Annotated in this window: 20 protein-coding genes; 15 read left to right on the top strand and 5 right to left on the bottom strand. The window is 48.9% G+C overall.

The window, feature by feature from the left end; all coding sequences use genetic code 11:
- Nucleotides 1-653 (bottom strand): PEP-CTERM sorting domain-containing protein (locus WEB64_RS16500; protein WP_368065682.1); only part of this gene is annotated, 653 nt, incomplete at its 3' end.
- Nucleotides 654-943: 290 nt separating this feature from the next.
- On the opposite strand from WEB64_RS16500, the gene WEB64_RS16495 reads away from it, so the two are divergent.
- Together WEB64_RS16495 and prpD are read left to right on the top strand one after the other, a co-directional pair.
- On the top strand, nt 944-1,666 hold the full coding sequence (locus WEB64_RS16495; RefSeq protein WP_368059487.1) for a hypothetical protein: 723 nt from the start codon (nt 944-946) through the stop codon (nt 1,664-1,666).
- Between the two features lie 17 nt (nt 1,667-1,683).
- On the top strand, nt 1,684-3,168 hold the full coding sequence (gene prpD, locus WEB64_RS16490; protein WP_368059489.1) for a 2-methylcitrate dehydratase: 1,485 nt from the start codon (nt 1,684-1,686) through the stop codon (nt 3,166-3,168).
- Nucleotides 3,169-3,243: 75 nt separating this feature from the next.
- Here prpD and WEB64_RS16485 read toward each other — a convergent pair whose 3' ends face one another.
- Complete coding sequence (locus WEB64_RS16485; RefSeq protein WP_368059491.1) at nt 3,244-3,981, bottom strand: PEP-CTERM sorting domain-containing protein; 738 nt, start codon at nt 3,979-3,981, stop codon at nt 3,244-3,246.
- Nucleotides 3,982-4,375: 394 nt separating this feature from the next.
- Here WEB64_RS16485 and WEB64_RS16480 point away from each other — a divergent pair, with 394 nt between their 5' ends.
- The 8 genes from WEB64_RS16480 to WEB64_RS16445 all read left to right on the top strand — a co-directional run bounded on the left by WEB64_RS16480 (nt 4,376) and on the right by WEB64_RS16445 (nt 13,553).
- Complete coding sequence (locus WEB64_RS16480; RefSeq protein WP_368059493.1) at nt 4,376-5,788, top strand: TIGR03013 family XrtA/PEP-CTERM system glycosyltransferase; 1,413 nt, start codon at nt 4,376-4,378, stop codon at nt 5,786-5,788.
- Nucleotides 5,789-5,898: 110 nt separating this feature from the next.
- Nucleotides 5,899-6,516 (top strand): XrtA/PEP-CTERM system exopolysaccharide export protein, encoded by a 618-nt coding sequence (locus tag WEB64_RS16475; RefSeq protein ID WP_368059495.1) that lies wholly within the window; start codon nt 5,899-5,901, stop codon nt 6,514-6,516.
- 51 nt (nt 6,517-6,567) lie between these two features.
- Nucleotides 6,568-8,097, top strand: coding sequence for an XrtA system polysaccharide chain length determinant (locus WEB64_RS16470; protein ID WP_368059497.1), 1,530 nt, complete (start codon nt 6,568-6,570; stop codon nt 8,095-8,097).
- The gene (locus WEB64_RS16465) at nt 8,097-9,035 is read left to right on the top strand and encodes a polysaccharide biosynthesis protein (protein ID WP_368059499.1); all 939 of its coding nucleotides are present in this window, start codon (nt 8,097-8,099) and stop codon (nt 9,033-9,035) included. Before WEB64_RS16470 ends, WEB64_RS16465 begins: the two co-directional genes overlap by 1 nt.
- 475 nt (nt 9,036-9,510) lie before the next feature.
- Entirely contained in the window at nt 9,511-10,317 is an 807-nt protein-coding gene (locus tag WEB64_RS16460) for an outer membrane beta-barrel protein (protein WP_368065681.1), read from the top strand.
- Between the two features lie 33 nt (nt 10,318-10,350).
- A complete protein-coding gene (locus WEB64_RS16455; protein WP_368059503.1) occupies nt 10,351-11,217 on the top strand; it encodes an XrtA system polysaccharide deacetylase in 867 nt (288 codons plus the stop codon).
- Nucleotides 11,218-11,227: 10 nt separating this feature from the next.
- Nucleotides 11,228-12,559: a FemAB family XrtA/PEP-CTERM system-associated protein gene (locus WEB64_RS16450; protein ID WP_368059505.1), complete on the top strand. Its 1,332-nt coding sequence runs from the start codon at nt 11,228-11,230 to the stop codon at nt 12,557-12,559.
- Nucleotide 12,560: 1 nt separating this feature from the next.
- Nucleotides 12,561-13,553: a GNAT family N-acetyltransferase gene (locus WEB64_RS16445; RefSeq protein WP_368059506.1), complete on the top strand. Its 993-nt coding sequence runs from the start codon at nt 12,561-12,563 to the stop codon at nt 13,551-13,553.
- A 25-nt stretch (nt 13,554-13,578) separates the two neighbouring features.
- Here WEB64_RS16445 and WEB64_RS16440 read toward each other — a convergent pair whose 3' ends face one another.
- On the bottom strand, nt 13,579-14,541 hold the full coding sequence (locus WEB64_RS16440; protein WP_368065683.1) for a polysaccharide deacetylase family protein: 963 nt from the start codon (nt 14,539-14,541) through the stop codon (nt 13,579-13,581).
- Between the two features lie 115 nt (nt 14,542-14,656).
- Nucleotides 14,657-15,835: an ATP-grasp domain-containing protein gene (locus WEB64_RS16435; protein WP_368059508.1), complete on the bottom strand. Its 1,179-nt coding sequence runs from the start codon at nt 15,833-15,835 to the stop codon at nt 14,657-14,659.
- A 116-nt stretch (nt 15,836-15,951) separates the two neighbouring features.
- Here WEB64_RS16435 and WEB64_RS16430 point away from each other — a divergent pair, with 116 nt between their 5' ends.
- The 5 genes from WEB64_RS16430 (at nt 15,952) to WEB64_RS16410 (ending at nt 21,934) form a co-directional block, all read left to right on the top strand.
- Nucleotides 15,952-17,067: a glycosyltransferase family 4 protein gene (locus WEB64_RS16430; protein ID WP_368059510.1), complete on the top strand. Its 1,116-nt coding sequence runs from the start codon at nt 15,952-15,954 to the stop codon at nt 17,065-17,067.
- Nucleotides 17,064-17,618: a low molecular weight phosphatase family protein gene (locus tag WEB64_RS16425; protein ID WP_368059512.1), complete on the top strand. Its 555-nt coding sequence runs from the start codon at nt 17,064-17,066 to the stop codon at nt 17,616-17,618. Before WEB64_RS16430 ends, WEB64_RS16425 begins: the two co-directional genes overlap by 4 nt.
- Before the next feature lie 3 nt (nt 17,619-17,621).
- Complete coding sequence (locus WEB64_RS16420) at nt 17,622-18,902, top strand: O-antigen ligase family protein (RefSeq protein WP_368059514.1); 1,281 nt, start codon at nt 17,622-17,624, stop codon at nt 18,900-18,902.
- A gap of 483 nt (nt 18,903-19,385) precedes the next feature.
- Nucleotides 19,386-20,651, top strand: a complete 1,266-nt coding sequence (locus WEB64_RS16415; RefSeq protein WP_368059516.1) for a glycosyltransferase family 4 protein — start codon at nt 19,386-19,388, stop codon at nt 20,649-20,651.
- Complete coding sequence (locus WEB64_RS16410) at nt 20,648-21,934, top strand: phenylacetate--CoA ligase family protein (protein WP_368059518.1); 1,287 nt, start codon at nt 20,648-20,650, stop codon at nt 21,932-21,934. The genes WEB64_RS16415 and WEB64_RS16410 overlap by 4 nt, the downstream gene beginning before the upstream one ends.
- A 268-nt stretch (nt 21,935-22,202) precedes the next feature.
- On the opposite strand, the gene WEB64_RS16405 is transcribed toward WEB64_RS16410, so the two are convergent.
- On the bottom strand, nt 22,203-23,093 hold the full coding sequence (locus WEB64_RS16405; RefSeq protein WP_368059520.1) for a hypothetical protein: 891 nt from the start codon (nt 23,091-23,093) through the stop codon (nt 22,203-22,205).
- Nucleotides 23,094-23,195 lie beyond the last annotated feature (102 nt).

The raw sequence follows: 23,195 nt of genomic DNA, 5'->3' as shown, positions 1-23,195 counted from the left end.
CGACGTCCTAGCCCTATGCCTAAAAGCCCCAGGCCAAGAAGTGCAAGTGTGCCAGGTTCAGGGACGGGAGCAGGGTCGGGAACAGGGTCAGACCCGCCGCCATTTCCTTCGGCAGTAGTGATATTCAGTGTGAAAGAGCGAAATGCAGCGGGATCGAGTAAAAACAGATCACCGATCTCCAAGGTCCAGAGTCCCATGATTTCCAGACCGTTAAACACGGAGAGTGGTCCGACAGGCCGGAAAGTGCCGGATTGGATTGTGTCTGAAAGTGCGGTGCCAGCCTGGTCGTCAAAGGTATTCGTTACGTCAACGCCTTCGAGTGGCATAGTAAAGAAGCTTGGTGGAAATAAAACTGTACTGGCGCCAGTGGGACCAACCAAGTTCATGGACGGTTCGTCCGGGAAAGAAGAAAACTCATCGGTGCCACTACAGAAGAAGTTGCTGTCTACTTGCACCGGGCACTTGCTCCACTCGACAGTAATATTTACATCCGTAATGTCACCGGACTCTGCGATATCTACGGAGCGTGTTATCTGGGAACCATCGGCGATGCCGCCGGTGGAATTAGTGGCCGTAACAAGTGCGGCTTGCGTTGAGGCCGTTGCTGCCAGCAGTAGGATTCCTAAAAAAACGAATATATTAAACTTTGTCATTACACTGCTCTCCGACGCGTGATAGTAACTGCGCAACATGGATGCAATAGGCGAGCCAAAATGTAAAACAATGAAAAATAGGCAAAAAAAATACCACTCGGAACAGACATGTAAAGTAATCGGACGCTTTAGGTTGGCTGATGGCATCGACTTATTGAGATATCGTATTAGCAAAGCATTAGAGAGGGCTGAGAAAATAAAGGGCGCCTAAAAGTTTGGCTGAGTCGTTGTGTAACTAAAATGTAACAACTAAGCTGTCGTCCTAACAACGCATTCAGGAACTGGTTGGTATGAAAATTAGAATTACCCCCTTGCACATATATTTTGGCTTTCTGACCATAATAGGTATTTTGCTGCTTTCGAATCTTGCGGGAATAGCGCTTGCGCATTTCACAATTCATGACCATGCGTGGGGTTTAATAAGCCTGTTCGATTTTCGCACAGAGCGCAGTATTCCGGCTTTTTATTCATCATTGGCTATTTTGATTTCGGCCTTGCTTCTCTTTACGATTGGAAGAAGACATTGGCAGGCGGGTGAGCGCGCAGTAGCTTGGATATTTTTAGGATTCATTTTTGTCTTTTTGAGTTTTGATGAGATTGCTTCCTTTCATGAAAGATTAGGTGATCCGGCACAGGAGTACTTTCAGACCAGCGGGTTCCTGCATTTTGCATGGGTCATACCGGGCGTTGTTGCTATTTTGATTGTTGGTCTGCTGTATATCCCTTTTTTACTGCGGTTACCCCGGAGAACTGCTGCTATTTTTATTGGGGCAGGCACTCTTTTTGTTGGTGGTGCCATTGGTGTCGAAATGATTGGCGGTTGGTATTATGAAAGCAATGGTGCTACCAGTATCTATGGGATTATTTATACGTTGGAGGAGTTAATGGAAAAACTTGGTATTGCTACGTTCATTTACGGCCTTCTCGATTACATGACGCGTCGATTCGGAAGCATACAAACTCAAATATTATCGCCAGCTCAGTTCAACCACGAATCCAAAGACAGGCAATAAACAGCCCGGGGGAAACTATGAGCATAAATGTCGACCAGAACGCCCGCCCGGATTACGACGAGATCCTGCAAAGAATTGCGGATTACGTCCTCACCTACGAAATCGATAGTCAGGATGCCTGGGACACCGCCCGGAACTGTTTAATCGACACCCTCGGTTGCGGTCTGTTGGCCTTGCGGTTTCCTGAGTGTACGAAACACTTGGGGCCGTTAGTGGAGGGCACCACTGTTCCTCATGGAGCCCGTGTGCCCGGAACGTCTTTTCGTCTCGACCCGGTGAAAGCTGCCTGGGATATCGGTTGCATCATCCGCTGGCTCGACTATAACGACACGTGGCTTGCAGCGGAGTGGGGTCATCCTTCAGACAACCTCGGGGGCATTCTGGCGGTGGCCGATCACCTGTCCCAGAAACGGGTAGCTGAAGGCAAAGATCCGTTAACCGTGAGAGACGTTCTGGAAGGCATGATCATGGCCCATGAAATCCAGGGCGTATTAGCGCTGGAAAATTCGTTTAACCGCGTAGGGCTGGATCATGTGGTGCTGGTTAAAGTTGCTTCAACAGCGGTGACTGCCAAGTTAATGGGCGCAAGCCGCGAGCAGCTGCTGTCTGCATTGTCCCATGCCTGGGCCGACGGCCAATCCCTCAGAACCTATCGCCATGCTCCTAACGCGGGCTCCCGAAAATCCTGGGCGGCAGGGGATGCGACTTCACGCGCGGTGCGTCTGGCGGATATTGCCATGAGGGGCGAAATGGGAATACCCGGTGTTCTCACTGCGCCGCAATGGGGTTTCTATGATGTTTTATTCAACAAGACCAATAAAGACCAGAAACTAAAACCGGAAGATAAGCGCCGGTTTTCGCTGCCACAAGATTTTGGCTCCTACGTGATGGAACACGTATTATTCAAAATTTCCTTTCCTGCCGAGTTCCATGCTCAGACGGCAGCAGAAGCTGCTGTCCTCCTGCACCCCGAAGTAAAAGATCGGTTACATGAGATCGACCGGATTGTGCTTACCACCCACGAGTCCGCCATTCGTATCATTTCCAAGCAAGGCAAGCTTGCCAATGCTGCGGACCGGGACCACTGTCTGCAATACATGACCGCTGTTCCATTAATCTTTGGCAATCTGGTCGCTGAACAATACGAAGACAGCTTTCACGAAGCTAACCCGATTATTGATGAAATCCGCGAGAAGATGGAGGTCATTGAGGACGAACGCTACACCCAAGAGTACCTTGAATCAGACAAGCGCTCTATTGCCAATGCCATTCAGGTGTTCTTCAAGGATGGCACCAGTACGGACAAGGTCGTGGTGGAATATCCCATTGGCCACCGCCGCCGCCGGACCGATGGCATTCCGTTATTGGAAGAAAAGTTTCGCAACAACCTGGCCACTCGCTTCCCCGCGCAGCGGTGCGAGCAAATTTTTGACTTGTGTGGGAATCAGAAAATTCTGGAGGAGACGCCAGTGCATGACTTTGTGGGGATGTTTGTTATCTGACGGGCAAACAATAAAAAACCCGAGGATTCTGATCCTCGGGTTTCGAATTATCTCTAATTCGTTAGGACTGAACCATTACGCCTTGCGGCGACGAGCGATTACAAGTCCCATCATGCCGAGGCCGAACAGCGCAAGAGTGCCTGGCTCAGGTACTTTTGCAAGTGTTACGTTATCAATACCCCATCCGTCGTTGTCGCCTACGCCGTTGTTAAACACCAATGACGCGTTGGAAAAGTAAACGTCTGAGAATAACGTAATGTAAGCAATGTTACCGTTGCGCAGGGGGCTTGTCAGATCCAGCGTTTCGGTGGTGCCATCGTTAAATTCGAGCGTCAAGGCAGCGCCTTGATCGTTGGCATCAGAGATGTAAAAACCAAAGGCATTGTATTGGCCGTCGAGGATATCCCACAACACTGAGTCTGCGTCGTTGCTGTCCAGCCACTGGGAATCATAGTTGTCGCTGCGACCGAATTCGCCAGTTGTGGCGTCTTCAATCATGAGATCACCAGGGTTAACGTCATTCCCGTCGGGGGACGCTTCCGGGCTTTGCATTGAGAAAGTGCCGACAGCCGTGTCGAAAGACGGTGCTGCCTGAATCCAGCTATCCTGGTCACTGCTGCCAACCTGGCCGGTGTTCGCAAAGCCATTGAACGTTTCGGTGGTCTGATTATGGGAGTTTCCCAAAAATTGCGCTTCAGCTGCAGTCGCATCAGCCAGACCATACGCTGCTTCGAATTTCAAAAGTGCTGCGCTTGCGGAGCTGGCTGCGCCAACAAGTGCTACACCCAGTAAAGCTCTAGAAAATAGTTTCATAAGACAACAATTCCTTTATAAAAGTTTTCCAGTTTAATACGGCGACGCCGCTCGTGATTGAGTTAAAGCGAGATACGTGCCAAAATCTAAAATAATATTTAAAACAATAAGATGTGGTTTAATGTATGGGAAGGCTAGATAGCGGTGGTGTAAATAAAATCGACGGTTTTAGCTGTGAGTGTTCCCATTTGCTTACATGATTAACAAAGGCTGTTTGCTCTTTCGAATCTTAACCCCTGTTTAATGAACTAAATAAATTGACATTTGTTAACGCTATTAACCTATACAGATCGATTGAAGTTCCTTTCAATTACCGTACAATCGCCGTTCATCGCATAACCCGAAGCATTGGACGTGCTGTTCAGAAATTGAGTGAGCACCACAAGGAGTTGACGTGGCCCACGTCAGATTGTTCAGACACTATATTCACCTTCCTTTTGTTATTCTCGGCCTGATTGATTTTCTGGTGCTTGTACTCGCCTTCAGTTCGGCAGTGTTCTTCCGCTACTTCGGTGACACCTCTCTTCTGGTAGACAATTTTAATTTCCTGCTGCCTTCAGCGCTTGTGTTCTCAGCGGTCAACATTGTCGTGATGATTGCACTGGGCGTTCATCAGGCGCGAGTGGAAGAGGGCTTGTCCGGAATGATGCTGCGAACCATTATGGGGCTGATTGTTAGCTTGCCCCTCTGCGGCGCAGCTTACCTGATTTCCTCTGACTGGCTCTGGTATCTGGCGGGTGACGGTGTGTTAACAAGCGCATCCGTGTTTGGTTTTTTTCTTCTGGGCATTTTCCGTACTCTGTTCTTCTCACTGGTGAGCGCAGACGCGTTCAAGCGTCACGTGCTTGTATTGGGGGCCGGGGTGCGAGCGAGGCAAATACTCGAAGATCTTCGTACTCCGTTTAATCGTAAGGGATTTACCCTCGCAGGGTTTGTCGCTTTACCAGAGGAGCCGGTGGAGATCGACAAAAAGTACCTCGTAGACGTGCCACATTCCCTGCAGAGCTATGTCCTGACACATCCGATACGGGAAATCGTGGTGGCGGTAGACGACCGTCGCAAGGGTCTGCCAATGGAAGATCTGCTTGAGTGTAAAATGGAAGGTGTTCGAATTGTTGATGGCGCCACTTTCTATGAACGGGAGTCTCGCAAAGTGGCTCTTGAAATGATTACCCGGGGCTGGCTTGTGTTTTCGGATGGCTTTACGGTCTCGACAGTCTCGGGTTTTGGTAAGCGGGCTCTGGATATTCTCGCGGCTGCGACCCTGCTATTGGCGGGTTTACCGTTAATGCTTCTTACGGCGCTTGCCATAAAGATAGAGGATGGCCTGAAAGCACCCATTTTCTACAGCCAGGAGAGGGTTGGGTTGAATGGCCGCGTATTCAAAGTCCATAAGTTCAGATCGATGGGCACGGATGCCGAAAAAGATGGCGCGGTCTGGGCAAGCAAGAATGATGTGCGGGTGACCAGGGTAGGGGATTTTATCCGCAAGGTAAGAATTGACGAGCTGCCACAAATATTCAACGTGTTGAATGGCACAATGGCCTTTGTCGGCCCCCGGCCGGAAAGGCCAATGTTTGTGGAGCAATTGATTGAAGCCATTCCGCTTTATAACGAGCGTCACAGGGTAAAGCCGGGTTTGACGGGCTGGGCACAGCTCTGTTTTGCTTACGCAGATAACGAGGAAGACACTCGTGAAAAGCTCCGGTATGACCTTTATTACATTAAGAACCAAAGCGTGTTGCTGGATTTGTTGATTATAATTCAAACAGTAGAAGTGGTATTGTTCAAAAAAGGATCAAGGTAGTTCCGGGTAACACGTAGTACGGGACATAGACTCATTGCACCGACCCATATATTTAGAGAGGTAGATCGATGTTGCGTAGACCACTATTGCGAAAGTTCCCTGGACTTAGCGTGTTTTTGACGGGTATGGCAGTCATTTTGCTGGCTGGCTGTGCCGCGAATCCGTCATCCTCCCCTGAAAGAATCCAGGCAGCTTTGAACGCGAGTTCAGGTGGTGATACACCGCCTTATATTCTGGGTGCCACCGATGTGGTTACTGTATCCGTCTGGCGTAATCCGGATCTCAGTACTTCAGTGCCTGTTCGTCCGGATGGAAAAATCTCGGTTCCACTGATTGGGGATGTCCAGGCCAGTGGAAGGGCACCACAAGAGCTTGCAAAAAGTATCGAAGTAGATCTGAGTAGCTTTATTCGCGAACCTCAGGTCAGCGTGGTTGTTACCTCCATGGGGAGCCATGAATTCACCGACCGTGTCAGGGTTACCGGGGCGGTCGCAAGTCCTGTCTCATTGCCCCATCGAGACGGAATGACAGTGCTGGATTTATTACTCAATGCTGGCGGCGCCAATGAGTTTGCTGCGTTGAATAACGCCATGCTCTATAGAACTTTTCAGGGTGAGATAGTCGCGATACCGGTTCGGTTGGACGATATCCTGAGCCGGGGTATTATAAAAACCAATTACCGTATGCGGCCAGGTGACATCCTGACTATTCCAGAGCGAAACTTTTAAAAAGCAGTTCACGTTTGTCCAGAATGTTTACATGAATTTCGGGTATTAATTATGGCATTACCGTTGTCCCATCTACCTAAAGAGATTGCTCGCGAAGTCCGCACCCGCAAATGGCTGGCGTTCCTGCTGTTTGCTGTAGTCAGTTTCGCGGTTCTTGCTGCAGGGTTCCTGTGGCCCTACAAATACAGCTCTCAGGTTGTAATTTACGTTGATGACCAGAACATCATCGGGACATTGATGGAGGGTAGTGCCGTTACTACGAAGATAGATGAGCGCGCTTCGACCGCCAGAGAAACGTTATGGGGGAGGAGCGTTCTTGAACAGATTGCCACCGACCCTGATATCTATGGTGAAGGTGCAGCATCAGCAGAGCAGGCCCAGATTGAAGGCCGGGTAGCCTCACTTCGCGGTGGTATCAGTGTTGAGGCGAGAGGTGACAATTACTTCAATATAATTTATAGCGGTTCGTCTCCCATGCAGACATTCCGTATCGCTCAGCGGCTCGGGCAGGTATTTATCGAGGAGACCAACCGAAGAAAACGGGTGGAAAGCCGCGGCGCTTATGATTTTATTGATAAGCAAGTAAAAAGCTATGAGGAGCAGTTGGCAGCGGTCGAGACTCGTCTTCAGGGGTTTCTCTCAGAGAACACCGAGGGTACCGAAGCAGAAGCGAACTCCCGAATGGCAAACTTGCGGGGCCAGTTGGAGCTTGCCGAACTTAATAAAGCCGAACTCACCACGCGAATGAATTCGTTGGAAAACCAGATTGCAGGTGTGGATCAAACCATACGTCAGGGCCGTACGGTGGACGTTTATCAGGAACGTATCAGAGCCATGGAGTCGCAACTGGATGAACTGCGCCTCAGGTACCTGGATACGTACCCTGATATCGTTATTTTAAGAGAGCAAATAGCCGAATTGCGCAAACAGCGAGACCAGGCGCTCGCAGGTGGCCAGCCTAGCCAAGACACTTCGTTAACAAGCGAAAGCACGATAAACCCGCTGTATCAGGAATTGGGTGGTGTTTTGTCTGAAACCCGGGCAGACATGGCCAGCCTCGAGACCCGGATCCGCTCGCTTCAGCAGCTCATAGCCCAGCAAGAAAATCGCATGGAGATCATCCAGGCCAATAAAACGGAATACTCTGAACTGACCCGTGACATGGAGGTAAACAAGCAGATTTACGATGACCTCCTTAAACGCCGCGAAAAAGCAAGGGTGTCCATGCACCTGGACATTGAGGGCCAGGGTCTTAACTACCGAATAAATGAGACAGCGCAATATCCGTTAACACCGGATGGACCCAAATTCTTCATGTTCGCCATTGCGGGTCTGTTTCTTGGTATGGCCGCCCCTTTCGGGACTGCGGCTGGGCTGCTTCAGGTTGATCCCCGAGTGCGGGCCCGCGAGCAAATGGAAGAGCAAACTGGGTTCCCCGTGCTGATGGAAATTCCGAATGTCCGAACGCCTTTCGAGAAGAGGCGCGACAGGCGAGCCAAGTCGGGAATAATTGTTTGTTCACTCATCGTTATAGTGGTTTATGTCGCTATTGCAGTAACGTCTGAACTAGGGATTTTTTGATGACTGAATCCAAACAGAACAGCAAGGACACTCTTCATACTGTTGCCACGGGCAAAAAGAACCCCGACGACGTCGAAAGCGGCGAGGCAAAAGACCTTGATACTTCCGATAGTCTTCCCGAGAAAACAGAATCCTATTGGATGAAACAGAAAGACCGGGATGACGGCGGTGTCGTCAGCTACTCTGAATTTGACGACTCGAGGCTGCTAGTGCCCAGCTCCCTTGAGCTCGGGCCTGGCGTCGTCGACAAATACGTCATAAGCAAGCAAATAGTCAGGATGCAGGAACCGCGTACGCTGACAGGTGATGACCTGGACGAACGCCGAATCATCTATCCTGACTCCCCTAACCGGGACTTGGTAAATCGCTTCAGAAGCCTGAGGACCAAACTGCTTGAGAGGTCCGGTGGTAACAATTTCACGATGGTAGTGAGCGGAGCCAGTGAGAGTGCTGGCTCCTCCTTTGTCGCGTTGAACCTGGCAGCAGCGTTTGCATTTGACGAAGCTAAAACAGCGTTGATAATCGACTGTAATCTTCATGACCCGGCACTGCATTCAACTCTGGATATTGTCCCGGAGAGCGGTCTTACTGATTTTCTTGAGGATCCGGATTACGATATTGGCCGCATTCTTTACCCCACGGGTATTCCGAGGCTTCGTCTCATTCCTGCGGGTAGGCGACGGGAGACACCTGCTGAATTTTTTACATCTTTCCGTATGAAGCAGTTTCTGCAAGCGGTCAGGCGTCGTTATCCAGACCGCTTCATTATCCTGGATACTGCGCCTATCTCTGACTCGCCGGATGCGCGCATCCTGACCGAACTATGCGATTTTGCATTATTGGTGGTGCCGCACGGTAAAATTACACCGGGAAAGGTTGAAGAATTGGCTATGTCATTCAATCCGGAAAAATTTGCTGGGGCGGTTATCAATGGTTAAATTTAATCGATCAGGGAAGATGCGGCTGCTTGCGGCTCTTTCATCCGGTGCAGGTCTGGTTCTCGTGTCTTCCCATCTCCTTGCCGAGCCCGTTCGGCTTTCCGTTGGGCTTGATAATCGGTTCAGCGATAACGTGAATTTGTCAGAAAATAACGAACAAAGCGACCTTGAGACACGTTTCAATGTCCGTGCGCAGCACCAAAGTGACCCGGGACGTTGCAATTCGTATCTCTCCGCGGACCTGGGTTATGGTTATTTTCACAAGGATACCTTCGATCCAGAGGTATATACTAATGGCAGTTTCGTAGGGAACTGCGAGTTAACTGAAAGGCTTGTGTGGCAGGTGTCTGACGAGCTCCGGCAAGTGAATCAGAACAGCAGAAACCCTTCCACACCTGCAAATACGACACGTAGAAACATTTTTCGAACGGGTCCTCGATATTCTCTCGAGCTGGGCGAGGTGGATACTGTTAATTTGTCTGCTGAATACCAACGTACGGAGGTAGAGGGATCGCAAGGAACGGACAGTGACCGCGTAATCGGTACCGTAGCATGGGATCACATCTTCAGTGATACCTTTACCGGGGGTGTCAAAGCTGAAACCAATCGTGCGGAACTGGATACCGGAGAAGAAATTGACAGCAATACATTCAGGCTAACGTTTACTCAGCGCTGGGTAGCAACTCTGGTAAGCGGCTCCCTGGGTTATACTGAGCAGGAGCGTAGGTTTGGAAATACAATTCAGGAAAGCAACGCGATAGTCGGCGATATAATGGTGCAACGGAGTATCAATCCAAGCACGGATCTGTATTTTACCGCCAGCCGCGATCTGACAGACCAGACATCCGATTTCGATACCCAGTTTGACGAGTTCCAGTTTAACCTTCAGGAGAGTTCCACTGTTGAAGTGACAGCAGCAGAGGCTGGTATCAATAAACGCTTCAGTGACGCCAGTTCTGTCAATGTCGGTTTTAATGCCAGTCGTTCACTTTACCTGCTGACTGATACCAGAGAAGACTCCTTCGGTTTGTCCACCCGGTATGTCCGCCCGGTAGCAGAGCAACTTTTATTTAACGCGGGTGCCAGCTATCGTTATCTCCGGTATCAGGATGAAACCAGCGAGGATAACATCGCAAGCGTGGATCTCGGACTGGTCTACCAGCTTAACCGCAAGCTCGATCTCTCCGGCAGAATCGGACATAACCAGCGAACCAGCAATGTGGCTGGCCGGGAATATACCGAAAACTGGGTCCTCGTAGGGCTGAACTACCGCTTCCTGTAGTGGTTAACCATTTATCAGAAAACTGAGTAAATCATGCAACAGATAAAGAACGCCCTGACCGTCGATGTGGAAGATTATTTCCAGGTTGCGGCGTTAGCGGAAGCCGTCGAAGTCAAAGACTGGCCCTCCATGGAGTACCGGGTAGAAGCCAATACCGATAAGCTTCTTGAACTGTTTGACGCGCGCCAGACCAAAGCTACCTTTTTTACTTTGGGCTGGGTAGCAGAACGTTCACCCGCTTTGGTTCGCAGAATTCAGCAAGCTGGCCACGAAATCGCAAGCCATGGTTATAGTCATCAACTGGTCTATAACCAGAGCCCTGAGGTGTTTCGCGAAGAAACCCGCAAATCCAAGCAACTTCTTGAAGACATCACCGGCGAGCCAATAAAAGGTTATCGGGCGGCCAGTTATTCCATCACCGCCCAGTCTCGTTGGGCGCTTGATATTCTGTGTGAAGAGGGCTTCACCTGGGACTCCTCCATATTCCCGGTGCACCATGATCGGTACGGCATGCCTGGCACGCCACAACATCCCTATCTTCTCGAGGCTCCTTCCGGTGGTGTATTAAAGGAATTTCCGCTTTCGACCTGTCCAGTGGGAAGCTATCGCATGCCGATCGCTGGCGGGGGTTACTTCAGATTGTACCCGTACGCGTTGAGTCGCTGGGGCCTGGGTAAAATCAACCGGGCAGGGCAGCCGTTTATCTTCTACCTGCATCCGTGGGAAATAGACCCCGGCCAGCCGCGATTAAAGGTCAGTGCATTTTCGAAGTTCCGGCATTACAACAATCTGTCCGTCTGCTATGACCGTTTGCGTCGACTTTTAACGGATTTCCAGTTTGGTTCGGTGTCTGACGTAATGGACGTCATTGAGTTCAATGCATCGCCAGTAAAGGTCTAGATCATACCTTATGGAAGAGTTGTCTCACTCCGTGGTCCAGTCACACAAACCGTCAACTAAACAGCGATTGGAAGATCTCAAAGCCCTAAAGGGGGGCTTGAGTCGTCAGATTGGCCAAGCCAAGAAAGCCGGTGATGATCCAGATACCCTGATTGAACAGCTTAAGGCCGTGTCGGACGAACTCAAAGCTTTGCAAAAAGCGCAGAAGAACAAGCTAAACAAGGCCGAAGATTCGGCTGTACCTGCAGAACTGACTCTGCCGGACCTTGCCAACCCAATCCAGAACATCTCCTCAAAACCGGTTCATCAAATAGTGGCGGTGGTTCGAGGAGCAGAGGCAGAAGCAGCCTGGGATGAGTTTGTTAAAAACCACCCTGCAGCCACTCCTTATCATTTCATCAATATTCGCAATTTTATCGAGCAGACTTACGGGCACCGTACCCAATACTGCTACGCTTTGTCTGCGGATGGTGAAATGCTCGGCGTTCTTCCTTTGGTTCAGCTTCGCAGCCGGTTGTTCGGGAACTTTGCGGTCTCCGTACCTTATTTTAATTACGGGGGCCTGCTCGCCAACAGTCCGGAGGCGGCGACCAAGTTGCTGGCCGCAGCTGAGGACTGGCGCGCGCGCGTTGGCGCCAGTCACATAGAGATGCGCCATATTCAGAATAGTGGGCTGGGGTTGCAACAACGAAGCGATAAAGTCACTTTCTGGCTACCCTTACCAGCCGACTCGAACACGCTATGGCAAAGTTTCCGGCCCAAACTTCGAGCGCAAATTCGTCGGTCCGACAGAGAAATACCGGAAGTGAGAATTGGCGGGCCTGAACTGCTGGTTGCATTCTATGAAGTGTTTGCCAGCAACATGCGTGATCTCGGCACTCCCGTTTACGGCAGGGACTTCTTCCTGAATTTGTTGAAAAACCTTGGTGAGTCGGCCCGGCTAGTGGTCGTTCAGTTAAGTGGCAAGCCCGCCGGTTGTGCATTTTTAATAGGCCATGGGGAGCAGATGGAGATCCCCTGGGCTTCCACCCTCCGGGAATTTAACACCACCGGCATCAACATGTTCATGTACTGGAAAGTACTGGAATATACGATATCCAAAGGCTACAAGGTGTTTGATTTTGGGCGCTGCAGCAAAGATGCTGGCACCTACAAATTCAAACAGCAGTGGGGCGCCCAGCCGATCCCTTTGCATTGGGATTATTGCTTGCCGAAAGGCGAAAGCCTGCCTGAACTTAACCCTAATAATCCTAAATTCAAACTGCTGATTGCAGTTTGGCAGCGGCTGCCAATATGGCTTACGCGGGTTATCGGGCCCCATATCGTGAAAAGCCTGCCGTGATATGAGCCTGTTTCAAACCGCCGCCTGGCAAAGTGCCTGGTGGGATACCTGGGGCGCGGACAACGACCTAAAACTCGTCAGAAACTGGGGCGCGGGCAGGTCCGGCATATATATCTCTACCTACCGTATAAAGGGCCTGCTACCCATTACATCTATCGAGTTTGTGGGCAGCAGCTATCGGAAATTCCGGTCCACCAGAACGGAATACAATACCTTTTTGAAAGCGAATGAAGCGCCCTCATCAGCCCTAGAGCAAGTAAAAAAACTGCTGGATAACCGCCCCTGGGCAGAAGCCATATTCAATGACCTGCTTGCCAGTTCAGACGAAGTGGCTGAACTTCTCGCATTAGCCCATCACAAAGGATGGCTGGTTCGGATCGCTGCAGAGGATACCGCGTGGAAAATTGGTACCGACAGCTGCTTTGAAGAATATCTGAAGTCCCTGGGACGCAATACGCGACTTCGTCTTTATAACCGTCGTACAGTTCTGGAATCTCTGGGGGCTATTTCCCACGCAAATGTCTATGAGGCCAGCAGCGATCCAGCGGAGTTCTTTCGTTTCCTCAATGATTTTCATCAACGCCGCTGGGGGAAACCAGTCTACGGCGCGAAAGCCCTGGCTTTCAATACCGCCTTTCTGGAGCGAGTGATAAGCGAAGGCGGGGCGCCCCAACTTCTTGCGCTACGGTCCCGTGGCCAACTGATATCCGTGCTCTACAACGTGAAGTATCAGGGCTGTGTCTACAACCTCCAAAGTGGCTTTGAGGAAAACTTCCACCCCAAGCTCGCCATTGGCACCCTGCACCTCGGTTACGCCATTGAGAGGGCATTTCAGGAGGAGGGCGCCCTTAGCTTCGATATGCTGGCCGGCTCGGGAAAGAATGAAAATTACAAAAAGCGGTTGGCGACGGATAGCGAGCCACTGGTGTCTTTAATGCTGGTGAGAAATCCGCTTTTGAAACGACTATACAAGTGGAAAGACAAGAAGAGATAAGTATTCAGTTTTTCCTTAGAGAACACTACCCACGAGACATCCTCTCTTTGGCATACTCAAGCCAACTGCAATATTGCTTGAAGTGAGCCATATCGTTCGGAAAACTAAACCGTTTCAAGGCATAAAGGTTGTTCTTCGCCTGCGTCAGATGAACATAGCCAGGATCAGCAGACAATGCACCGATCAAGCCTGCTTGTTTCACGATTTCCTGTTCTCTCTCGCCAAAATCAATACCTTCCCGGCCGCTCGGGTAACAAAAAATCGGGACAGGATTCGCGATATTGGCCTGCAGCGCTTTCCAACTACCAGTAATTTCTTTTTGTGCCTGAGTATCGCTGATCTGGGCCAGAATGGGATGGCGCTGAGTGTGTGGTCCGAATTCAATATAGCTCGACTCCAGGCTGCGGGCTTGCTCCCAAGTGATCGGTTGGTATTCGTCAGGGGCTTCTGCGGGTAGATCTACCTCAAGGCGCTCTGCGAAGCTTGCGACAGCAGCTTCTGCTCCGTGGTTTGGTAGGCGCTTATGAACGTTTCTCAGCTTTCGTACCAGCGTTCTTCTGTCTCCGGGGTCTGCAAAAGCCATTTCTCTCGTTCCTTCACCGAGATCAAGTTCCAGATATTCGAGAGAAGTATGTTTGAACAGGTATTCGAGCTTGTAGTCCCACGACCAGTAACGCTGGTCCTGCATGTCGGTGGCCAGAAATAATGTAACCGGTGCTTGATAGCTTTCGAATACAGGCAACGCGGTTTTGGCCTGGTCATAGAAACCATCATCAAGGCTGAACGCAACGGCTCTCGGTGGCAGTGATTCACCACTAATGACGGATTCAACAACTTGTCGAACAGATACTACGGTATACCCGTTATTGTTGAGATACGTAAGCGCAGCTTCCAGGTGAGCCTGGGAGTGCCCCAGTATGCCCCGGGCCTCATCCGCGAAACGGTGTAACAGAAAAACCGGTACCACTTGGCCTCTGAGCGGCTGCATTAGCCGACAAACGGGTCCACTGGTCAGGAGGTTAATGGCGGTTTGAGATAACATCACCCTGAAACTGCTCCCGTAAAACGACCGTGGGTGATTGTAAAACTGTAAACAGTAAACATTATTTAAACAGTGCCTTTATATACTGTTTGAATTCAAGCCATGCTGGCATCAGATCCTCCACCCGGTTTACCTCGTGCTTTTGCTTGCGCCATCTGACCGCTAAAAAGCTTAAAATATGCCGTACCTTGGCAGGCCAGGGATGGGGCTTCTTCAGGAACAAGTACAGGCTGTCCAGATCCCCCAGCAGCCATCGTAACCGCTGGTCATACTCATAGTCTTGTACATTCAACACCGGACGCCCAAGTTGAGCATTGGCCAACATCAGCGGGAAATCCACTCCTGAGTCTATTGCCAGTTGCAACGACCCCCAGAAACGGGTGTTAATCTCCATCAAATAGGCTTTGCCTTCCGGAGTAATCCGGTACTCAACCATTGCCACACCATGCCAGTTGACCGCATCAAGCAACTTCTGAGCGGCCGCTTTGAGTTCCTGGTCCGCCGGAACACTCCGGCATAACACACTGACGCCACCCTCCGGCGGTTTTTCTCTTAGGCGCTCATGGGCAAAAAATTGCACAGCCCGGCCCTTGTTATACAAGCAGAAAACACCACCACCATGGCCCGGAATAAAAGCTTGCAGCATAAAAGGCGACGTTTTGAGATACGGGGAGCTTTCTAAAGCCTCGGTTAACCCGGCAGCATCGTGAATGACTCTCACCTGAGTGTGCACCCAGTCATCGCCGGTATAAATACGCGACAAAGCTGGCTTGAGAACACAGGGGTAACTCAGTGAAACTCCCTCCAACTCCGCAGCATTTCTGAACATTTGACTATCTGGTACGTCTATACCGAGACTGTTGGCAAGCTCCACAAGTGAAATCTTGTCAGACAGGGCCATTACCGTTTTATAGGGCGCAAAGGGGAGATTGATCTTTGGCAACTCATCCTGACAAAACAGAAGTAGCTGGCTGCTAACTTCAGTGGTGGGCATTACCAAATCGAAATGCTGGCGAGCAGTGAGGTCCTGTATCCAGGCTATAAAGTCCCGAGGCCGCTGGCCCGGATCAGGGTGCTGAAGGTAAGCCTGGCTGTAGCGGGAGAACCCAGCGAGTGCTTGTTCTGTCGCGTCAGCCGTAGTGATACGAAACTGGCCCGACTTGCCCAGGGATCGCGTTACTGCTAGAGCACTACGCTGGTTAGCGTCCAGAACCAACACACTGGGCAGATTAGAATCCATTCACAACCTCTTGGAAATACGAATAATCGAACCTAACAAAACCGTGTAGAAACAGAACTGGCTCCACATATTCACGTAGGTTAACATAGAATAAATACAGAGAGCGGATCAATGGAATGGCCAGACGTGGAAATAACCCCACCGTACTTCATGTAATCGACACTACAGGCCCGGGAGGAGCGGAAACCGTCTTCCTGGCGTTAGCTGAGGGCTGTATAAAGCAGGGCTACCGGAGCGTTGCGTTAATTCGTGGGCCGGGTTGGGTAGAGCAACAGCTTAAACAACGTGCAATTCCTTATTATATCCGGGATTGTAAAGGCTCGTTAAATCTCAAATTCCTTTTTGAAATCTTTGCTATTATCCGTAAGGAAAAAGTGACTCACATTCAATCCCACCTGCTTGGTTCCAACGTCTACACTTCTATTGTGGGGCTCTTTACTAGGCTTCCTGTCACTGCTACCTTCCATGGCCACGTAGATATTTCCCCTGACGAACGTTTTCGTAATGCGAAGCTGGCTCTCATCAAAATGGGCTCCAGGCATGTTGTGTCTGTGACGGAAGACCTGAAAAACACCATAAATCACACCACCAATTCCTACTGCAGGCTGCGTCCAATAGTTATTCCTAATGGCATTAATTTAAGTGAATTGGAAAAACTGCCGGTCGCTGCACTGGAAATGTCGGACAAACCTCTCGTTCTGGGGTGTCTGGGGAATATACGGCCCGCGAAAAACTACCCCCTCGCCGTTGAGTTTGTGGGGCTTTTGAAAAGCAAAGGTATAAACGTCAGGCTTCGAATCGCCGGTGACGGCACAAAGAGCGGCGGCATTGAGCTTAAAAAGAGGGTAAATGAGTTGGGGCTGCAGGAAAACGTAGAGTTCCTGGGTTTTATCGACGACGTACCCGGTTTTTTCGAGTCCATTGATGTGTTCATGATGACATCTTCATCAGAGGGGCATCCACTAGCGTTGACCCAGGCACTTGCAGCGGCCAAGCCAATTCTCTCCACACGCAATGGTGTTGAGCGCGTAGTACCTGAACACCTTTTGTTTCTAGCTGAGGAGCATACTGCAACATCGCTGTTTTCAGCGCTGGAAACACTTCAGCAAAGCACACAGAGCACTGAAGGTTCAAATCGCCTGGTTGAGGGAAGAAAGTACGTAAAGGACAACTACAGCGAGGACGTGATGCGTGAGCGGTACACCACTCTCTATGGATTTGAGGTAGTATGATGTTCCGTGAACACATAATGAACAAATTTGGCAGTAAAAAGGGCTTTTTGCGGTATTGCCTAGACGAGTTACGCTGCCGCATAGGCCTCTATCGGGAATATACCCGAAGCGAGAATGCACCGGAGCGGCTGGTATTCGTCTGTCAGGGAAACATCTGTCGAAGCGCACTTGCGGAGTGGGTATTTAAAAGCCATTCCGACCTCGACGCCATCTCCCTGGGACTGAACACAAACACCGGAAAGGGCGCCAACCCCCGGCTGTTGAAAATTGCCAATGAAAGAAAAAATATTGACCTGTCATCCCATAAAACCACGAGCGTAGAGGACTACGTTCCCAGGGCAGGCGATGTTTTTATCTGTATGGAAGCCAGCCACATCCAGGAAATCAAAAACCTCGGATACAGTGGACCATTTTTGCTCTTGGGATCTTTCGGAAAAAAGAAAACCTTCCGTATCAACGATCCCTATTCTGCCAATGACACCTTTATGGAAAAGACTATTGATGACATCGTCTACCACACGGTTGAATTGGCGAATAGCCTAAAGAGGTAACAGGTGTTTTCTGTAATTAAAGATGATGTAAAAGCATTTCGCCAAGGCTTGAAAGGGCAGGACCTGATTTTCTATCTAGGGCTGGCCTTCATAGTTCTGTATTACCTACGTCCCCAGGTCATCATTCCTGGCCTAGATATCATCCCCTGGCTCCAGATCACTGTTATCGTCGGTTTTATAGCCATGATCGGTAATAGCAGACTTAAGTTCACCGGCACGCACTTCCTACTGTTTCTTTTTGCGACTCTAGCCGTGTTATCGGCGATCAACTCCCTTTACCCCCAGATCTCCTTCAGGGATATCACCACGCCCTTCATATTTGCCCTTGAGGTGCTGTTTCTCTCTAACTGCGTAAAAAACGTCAAACAACTTCAGTTGCTGATGATTGTCTTCTTTTTGTGTATTTTCAAAATGTCTTTCTTTGGTGCTCGCGTCTGGACCATGCGTGGCTTCGGATTCACTGGTTGGGGCATACAGGGCCCTACGGGGTTCTTCCAAAATAGCGGCGAATTTAGTCTGCTGATGACAATTTGCGCGGTGATGTCGATTCCTCTGCTACTTCACATGAAACCAAAAGTGAAGCTTTACTGGCTCTTACCGATAACAGCAGTCATGACTGTTATGGGGGCCAGTTCACGTGGGGGACAGTTAGCTCTTCTGGTAGGTTTAATCTATTTGCTTTTGGCCTACAAAAAAATCAGTTTTAGAAACCTGGTGTATGTGGCTGTTTTTGTCTCTGTCGCTTGGGCAATTTTTCCCGAAGAGCAGAAGGCTCGTTTCGACACAGCAGGGTCGGACCAGACATCCACCACCAGGTTGGATTATTGGGCGGCTGGAATTGATATGGCCAAGAATTATCCTGTGTTAGGCGTGGGATTCAGGGCATTTCCGGAACATTATCACCGGTTTTACAAAGAGAAGGATGGAAGTTACCTCTCGAACAGGAAAGAGGTTGCTCATAATGCCCTTATTGAAGTCGTATCCACTCTGGGAGTTCCTGCTCTTATTTTATATGTATGGTTCCATTTTTCAGTGTTTTCAGGCAGGTCCCTGGTGAAAAAAAACAAAGATCCTGGGCCCGAAGTTGAGTTTCTTGAATGCTTCCGGATTTCCCTTAACGGAGCAATTTTAGCCTATTTTGTAGGTGCAATTTTCATGTCCATTTCATTTTATCCCTTTATATATTTTCTTTTAGCTTTAGCGATAATCAAGGTGCGACTTTTCAAAGAGAGGGAGCGGAAAACTAAAGTGCAAAAGGGAGTTTATAGTGCTAGAGCCGTATGAAACTGTTTAGGGCCTCCACGTGCTAATCCATCGCAGCATTGAAAGCATAAACTTATAAAATCCGTTTTTATTATTAACTCATTGATATAATAGATAAAAATAAAATAGCGTCGTGATCTGAGTACCTCAAAGGCACTGCCTAAAGGTGACACCTATAGTATCGAATAGCTGAGGTCTCCATTAACTCCGGAGAGTCTTATAGTGATATTTTCGAGTCGATTGGTTACGAGGCCACTGAAAACAGTGGTTATTCTAGATATTCTAGTAGTTGTTTATCGACGACTTGGCAGGCGTTCGATCCCAGACGGCTGTAAAGACCGTCAAGGATTGAGTGGCAACTGCGTAAATTTAAATTCTCGGATTTCGTGATGTCTGACCGCTTGAACATTGTTTATTGGCATTTTTTCTCTGGTTTTAACTCGCACTCACCTTGGCATTGGATAAAAGTTTCAAAGTCAGCATGACGCAAAGACAAGGACAATAATGAAGTTACTCTGGCTGTCTCATCTCATCCCTTATCCTCCGAAAGGAGGGGTACTGCAGCGGACTTACAATATGTTGAGGGAAGTCAGCAAGTATCATGAAGTTACTCTCGTTGCTTTCAACCAGGCAGGTTTTCTTTCAGCGAGCCTACCCGATCAGGCAGATCCACTTGAATTTGCAAAGCAGGAGTTGCTCACAAGCGTTGAGTCCATACACGTGCTGACAATCCCGGAGGATACTATCTTCGGAGGTCGGTATCTGACGGCATTGAAGGCGCTAGTTTGTGGGCGATCCTACAATATGGAATGGCTCAGATCGGCAGAAGCTAGGGAAACTATCGTTAACCTGCTCGCTGAAAAATCGTTTGATGTGGTGCATATTGATACAGTAAGTCTCTGCGTCTACTTTGACCTTTTCGAGGGGCTTCCCATTGCCCTCAATCATCACAATTTCGAGTCAGCTATGCTCGAGTCAAGGGCAAAAACTGAACAGAGCTTGATTAAAAGCCTTTATTACAGCTACGAGGCTTCGCGGCTATTGAAAAGCGAAATACAGCATTGCCGGAAATCACATCTGAACGTTACCTGTTCTGACGATGATGCGGAGGCGATGAAGGCTACTATTGGTGGTGGCGAATTCCTCTCAGTTCCAAACGGAGTTGATATCTCTTATTTTTTCCCAAATCGCTCTTTCATGGTGTCAGAGAAGAGCTTAGTGATTGTCGGGGGGCTTTCTTGGTACCCGAACCGCGAGGCGGTAGAATATTTTATCCGAGAGATATGGCCTTTGATCAAAGCACGGATTCCAGGAATGAGCGTCGACATCATTGGCCGAGGGCCGACTCAGGAAATGTTGAAGCTTGCCGAATCCGATGAATTATTCCGTGTTCACGGATTCGTTGATGATGTGCGAGATTATCTTTGGCGGGCCCGGTTTTATCTTTGCCCCATTCGTACTGGGGGCGGCACAAAACTCAAGATTCTGGATGCGCTCGCTAGTGGCTGCTGCATTATCGCTGATTCCTTTGCCTGTAAGGGTATCGATGTTCAAAATGGAGTCCATGTAATGTATGCGCAAACACCAGAGAGCTATGTTGGCGCAATCCTGAAGCTGCTGGATCACCCGGAGGAAGAAGCAAGATTGCGTGAAGCTGGCCCAGAGTTGATCAGGGATCGCTACAGTTACAGCGGCATCGGAGAACGGTACGCGGAATCGTTAGATCAACTGACTATCCATTTTAGAAACCATAAAAGGGGCGCCCGATGAATTCTACGCTGGCTCGGAGCATTTTTGAGGTGGGTGCGAAAGCACGAAATCCTACGTTATTTCAGCAATACGATTACCTGAAATCAACTGAATGGCTCTCCAGAAACGAGCTACAACAGATTCAGCTTGAGAGTGCTGAGCGATTTTTGAGTTTTTGTGGTGAGCACTCGCCCTATTATAAGCATCTTTTCAGAAAAGTCGGCTTCAAACCTTCGCTGTTATCGGCGGTGTCTGATCTCAACGTGTTGCCGGAGTTGGAGAAAGCGACGTTGATCCGCGAAAATCCCGCCATTCACACTCATGGGCTTGACGAAAAACTTCGGCTTTCCGAAACTTCCGGCACCTCTGGGGAGGCTCTAGCCTTTTATAGGAACGAACGCTGGGACTCTGTTAACCGTGCAGCTCTGATGCGTTCCTATGACTGGTACAATGTTAAACCGTGGGAGAAAAACGGGTATTTGTGGGGGTACAATGTAAGCGCCTCCCAAGCACGGAAGGTGGCACTCTTGGATGCGGTACAGAATCGGTTCCGATTGTTCAAGTATTCCGAAGCGGAGATAAGGACGTTCTGTCACAAGCTACAGAATTCAAGTTACATCTCCGGCTACTCAAGTATGATTTATGAGGTCGCCAAATGTGTCAACGAACTTGACTTGGGTCCGCTGGCTCTCAAGATGGTCAAGGGCACATCAGAGATGATTCTGGATGCCTATCATCCCGAATCGGTGAAGGCATTTGGAAAGAATATAAGCAGTGAGTATGGGGCAGCAGAAGCGGGATTGATTGCGTTCGAATGTCCGGCAGGGGGCATTCATGTGAATATCGAGAACGTCATTCTTGAGCAGAATGAGGATGGCGAGTTGCTCGTCACTAATCTCTCATCATACTCCTTCCCTATAATCCGTTATCGTTTGGGTGACATGGTCACGTTAAGCGATAAAACCTGTTCCTGTGGGCGTAATCACCCGGTACTGAAAAATATTTTAGGTCGAAAAGGCGCTAATGTTCATGGTGAACGGCAAACCTATCCGGCGCTAACATTCTATTACGTATTCAAGAATCTCGCCCTAGAGAAAAACATACTGCTCAACTACAAAGCGGTTCAACAAACCAAGGGTAAAGTTGAAATTTATATTGAAGATAAAGCGAATCAGCGGTACCAGAATGATATCGACCAGCAGCTACGACGGTATTTTAACAACGATGTTACCTTCACGACTGTTTATATTGATCGATTTTTCAATGAAATGAAGAAAAGACAGTATTTTGAAACCAGTTTATAATCTAAAAATAAGTTATAAATTAAAGCTGAATTTGTAATAGCTTCTACTGTTAACATCCCTGTTTTAGTTGCACCGCTGATTAGAGTTTTCCGCCCGGCCGGTTGTGTTTTGCCAGGTATTCCCACGGCATCAGGTCTTCCAGTGAATCGTGGGGTGTAAACATCCCTATTTTAGATTAACGAATTAACCAGGCGAAACGCTAGCTAGCTTGGCCAAGTCTCCGCTCGGCCAAAGTTTTTCGAGAGTTAAATTTACGGCGTTATTGATATTATTTGATAGCAATCCCTGAGGGAGAATTCGGAGCGTTTGAATGTAAGAATAAAGGCGTCGTAGATAATTCAAAATCATCAATTAGGAATTCGGTATCCACGGGATATACAGCGTTGGCCCACCCCATCAAGTAGCCATTGGCGAAACCATTAACTCTTGAACTGAGCCTGATTGGCTGATTCTTTAAGTCTTGTGTTTTAACATATTCAGAAGTGCCTTCCCATTTACGCCACACTTCCATCAGCCCGTCTTTAGCGCCGACGAAACTTTCACTCGTGACATGAACCACCAAGTGCATCCATTTACCCCGGTGTTTTGGAACCTCTATGAAAGATGCAATACCTTTGTCTATACCGGCTCCCCTATTACCACCGGGACTTATTTTTCCATAAAAATAGGAACCACCGCGGCCATTTCCTCTAAATTCCATACCCACGCTTGAGCCTTCACCTTTTGTTGAGTATCCATCCATCCAAAGAAAGAAGAGTTTTTGGTTGTCACCTGCGTTTGGAGTTTTAGGATGTGTAAAATTGGTTGGGACTCGCAGCCAAAAGCCCATCCATATTTCGGAATAGGGTTTGCCAATTTTGAATCTTTGTTCGGTCCAAGACTCGTTCGATTCATACAAGAAGCTTAAGCTGTGTTCGGCATTATTGGATTTCCAATTTCTGTTGCTAGTAAAAACCGTGTCTTGGGCAGTATCGTTATACTCAACCACTTTAGTTTTAACAACGGATGTTCGATTATTCTTGTCCCAGGTGAAGCCATTGTTATTCGTCGCCGAGGTGTCTCCCGACTCGAAGGAGTCAAAGAAAATTGGTTCAGCGTGGGCGGCTATCGCCAAGAGTGACGTGAAGGCCAATATTGATAGGGATTTAAAATACGCCATGGGTATCAAGCTCCGGGATTTTTGACTTTTAGCTTCAGGTATATTTGCATATTTTATGGTTTTATACCGTTGTAATTCAGTAACTGCTTGTGATTTCCTGAG

This window comes from Marinobacter sp., assembly GCF_040882185.1.
Taxonomy (GTDB): Bacteria; Pseudomonadota; Gammaproteobacteria; order Pseudomonadales; family Oleiphilaceae; genus Marinobacter.
The sequence above is the reverse complement of the archived record's forward strand: the minus strand, read 5'-3'. Positions and strand labels throughout refer to the sequence as shown.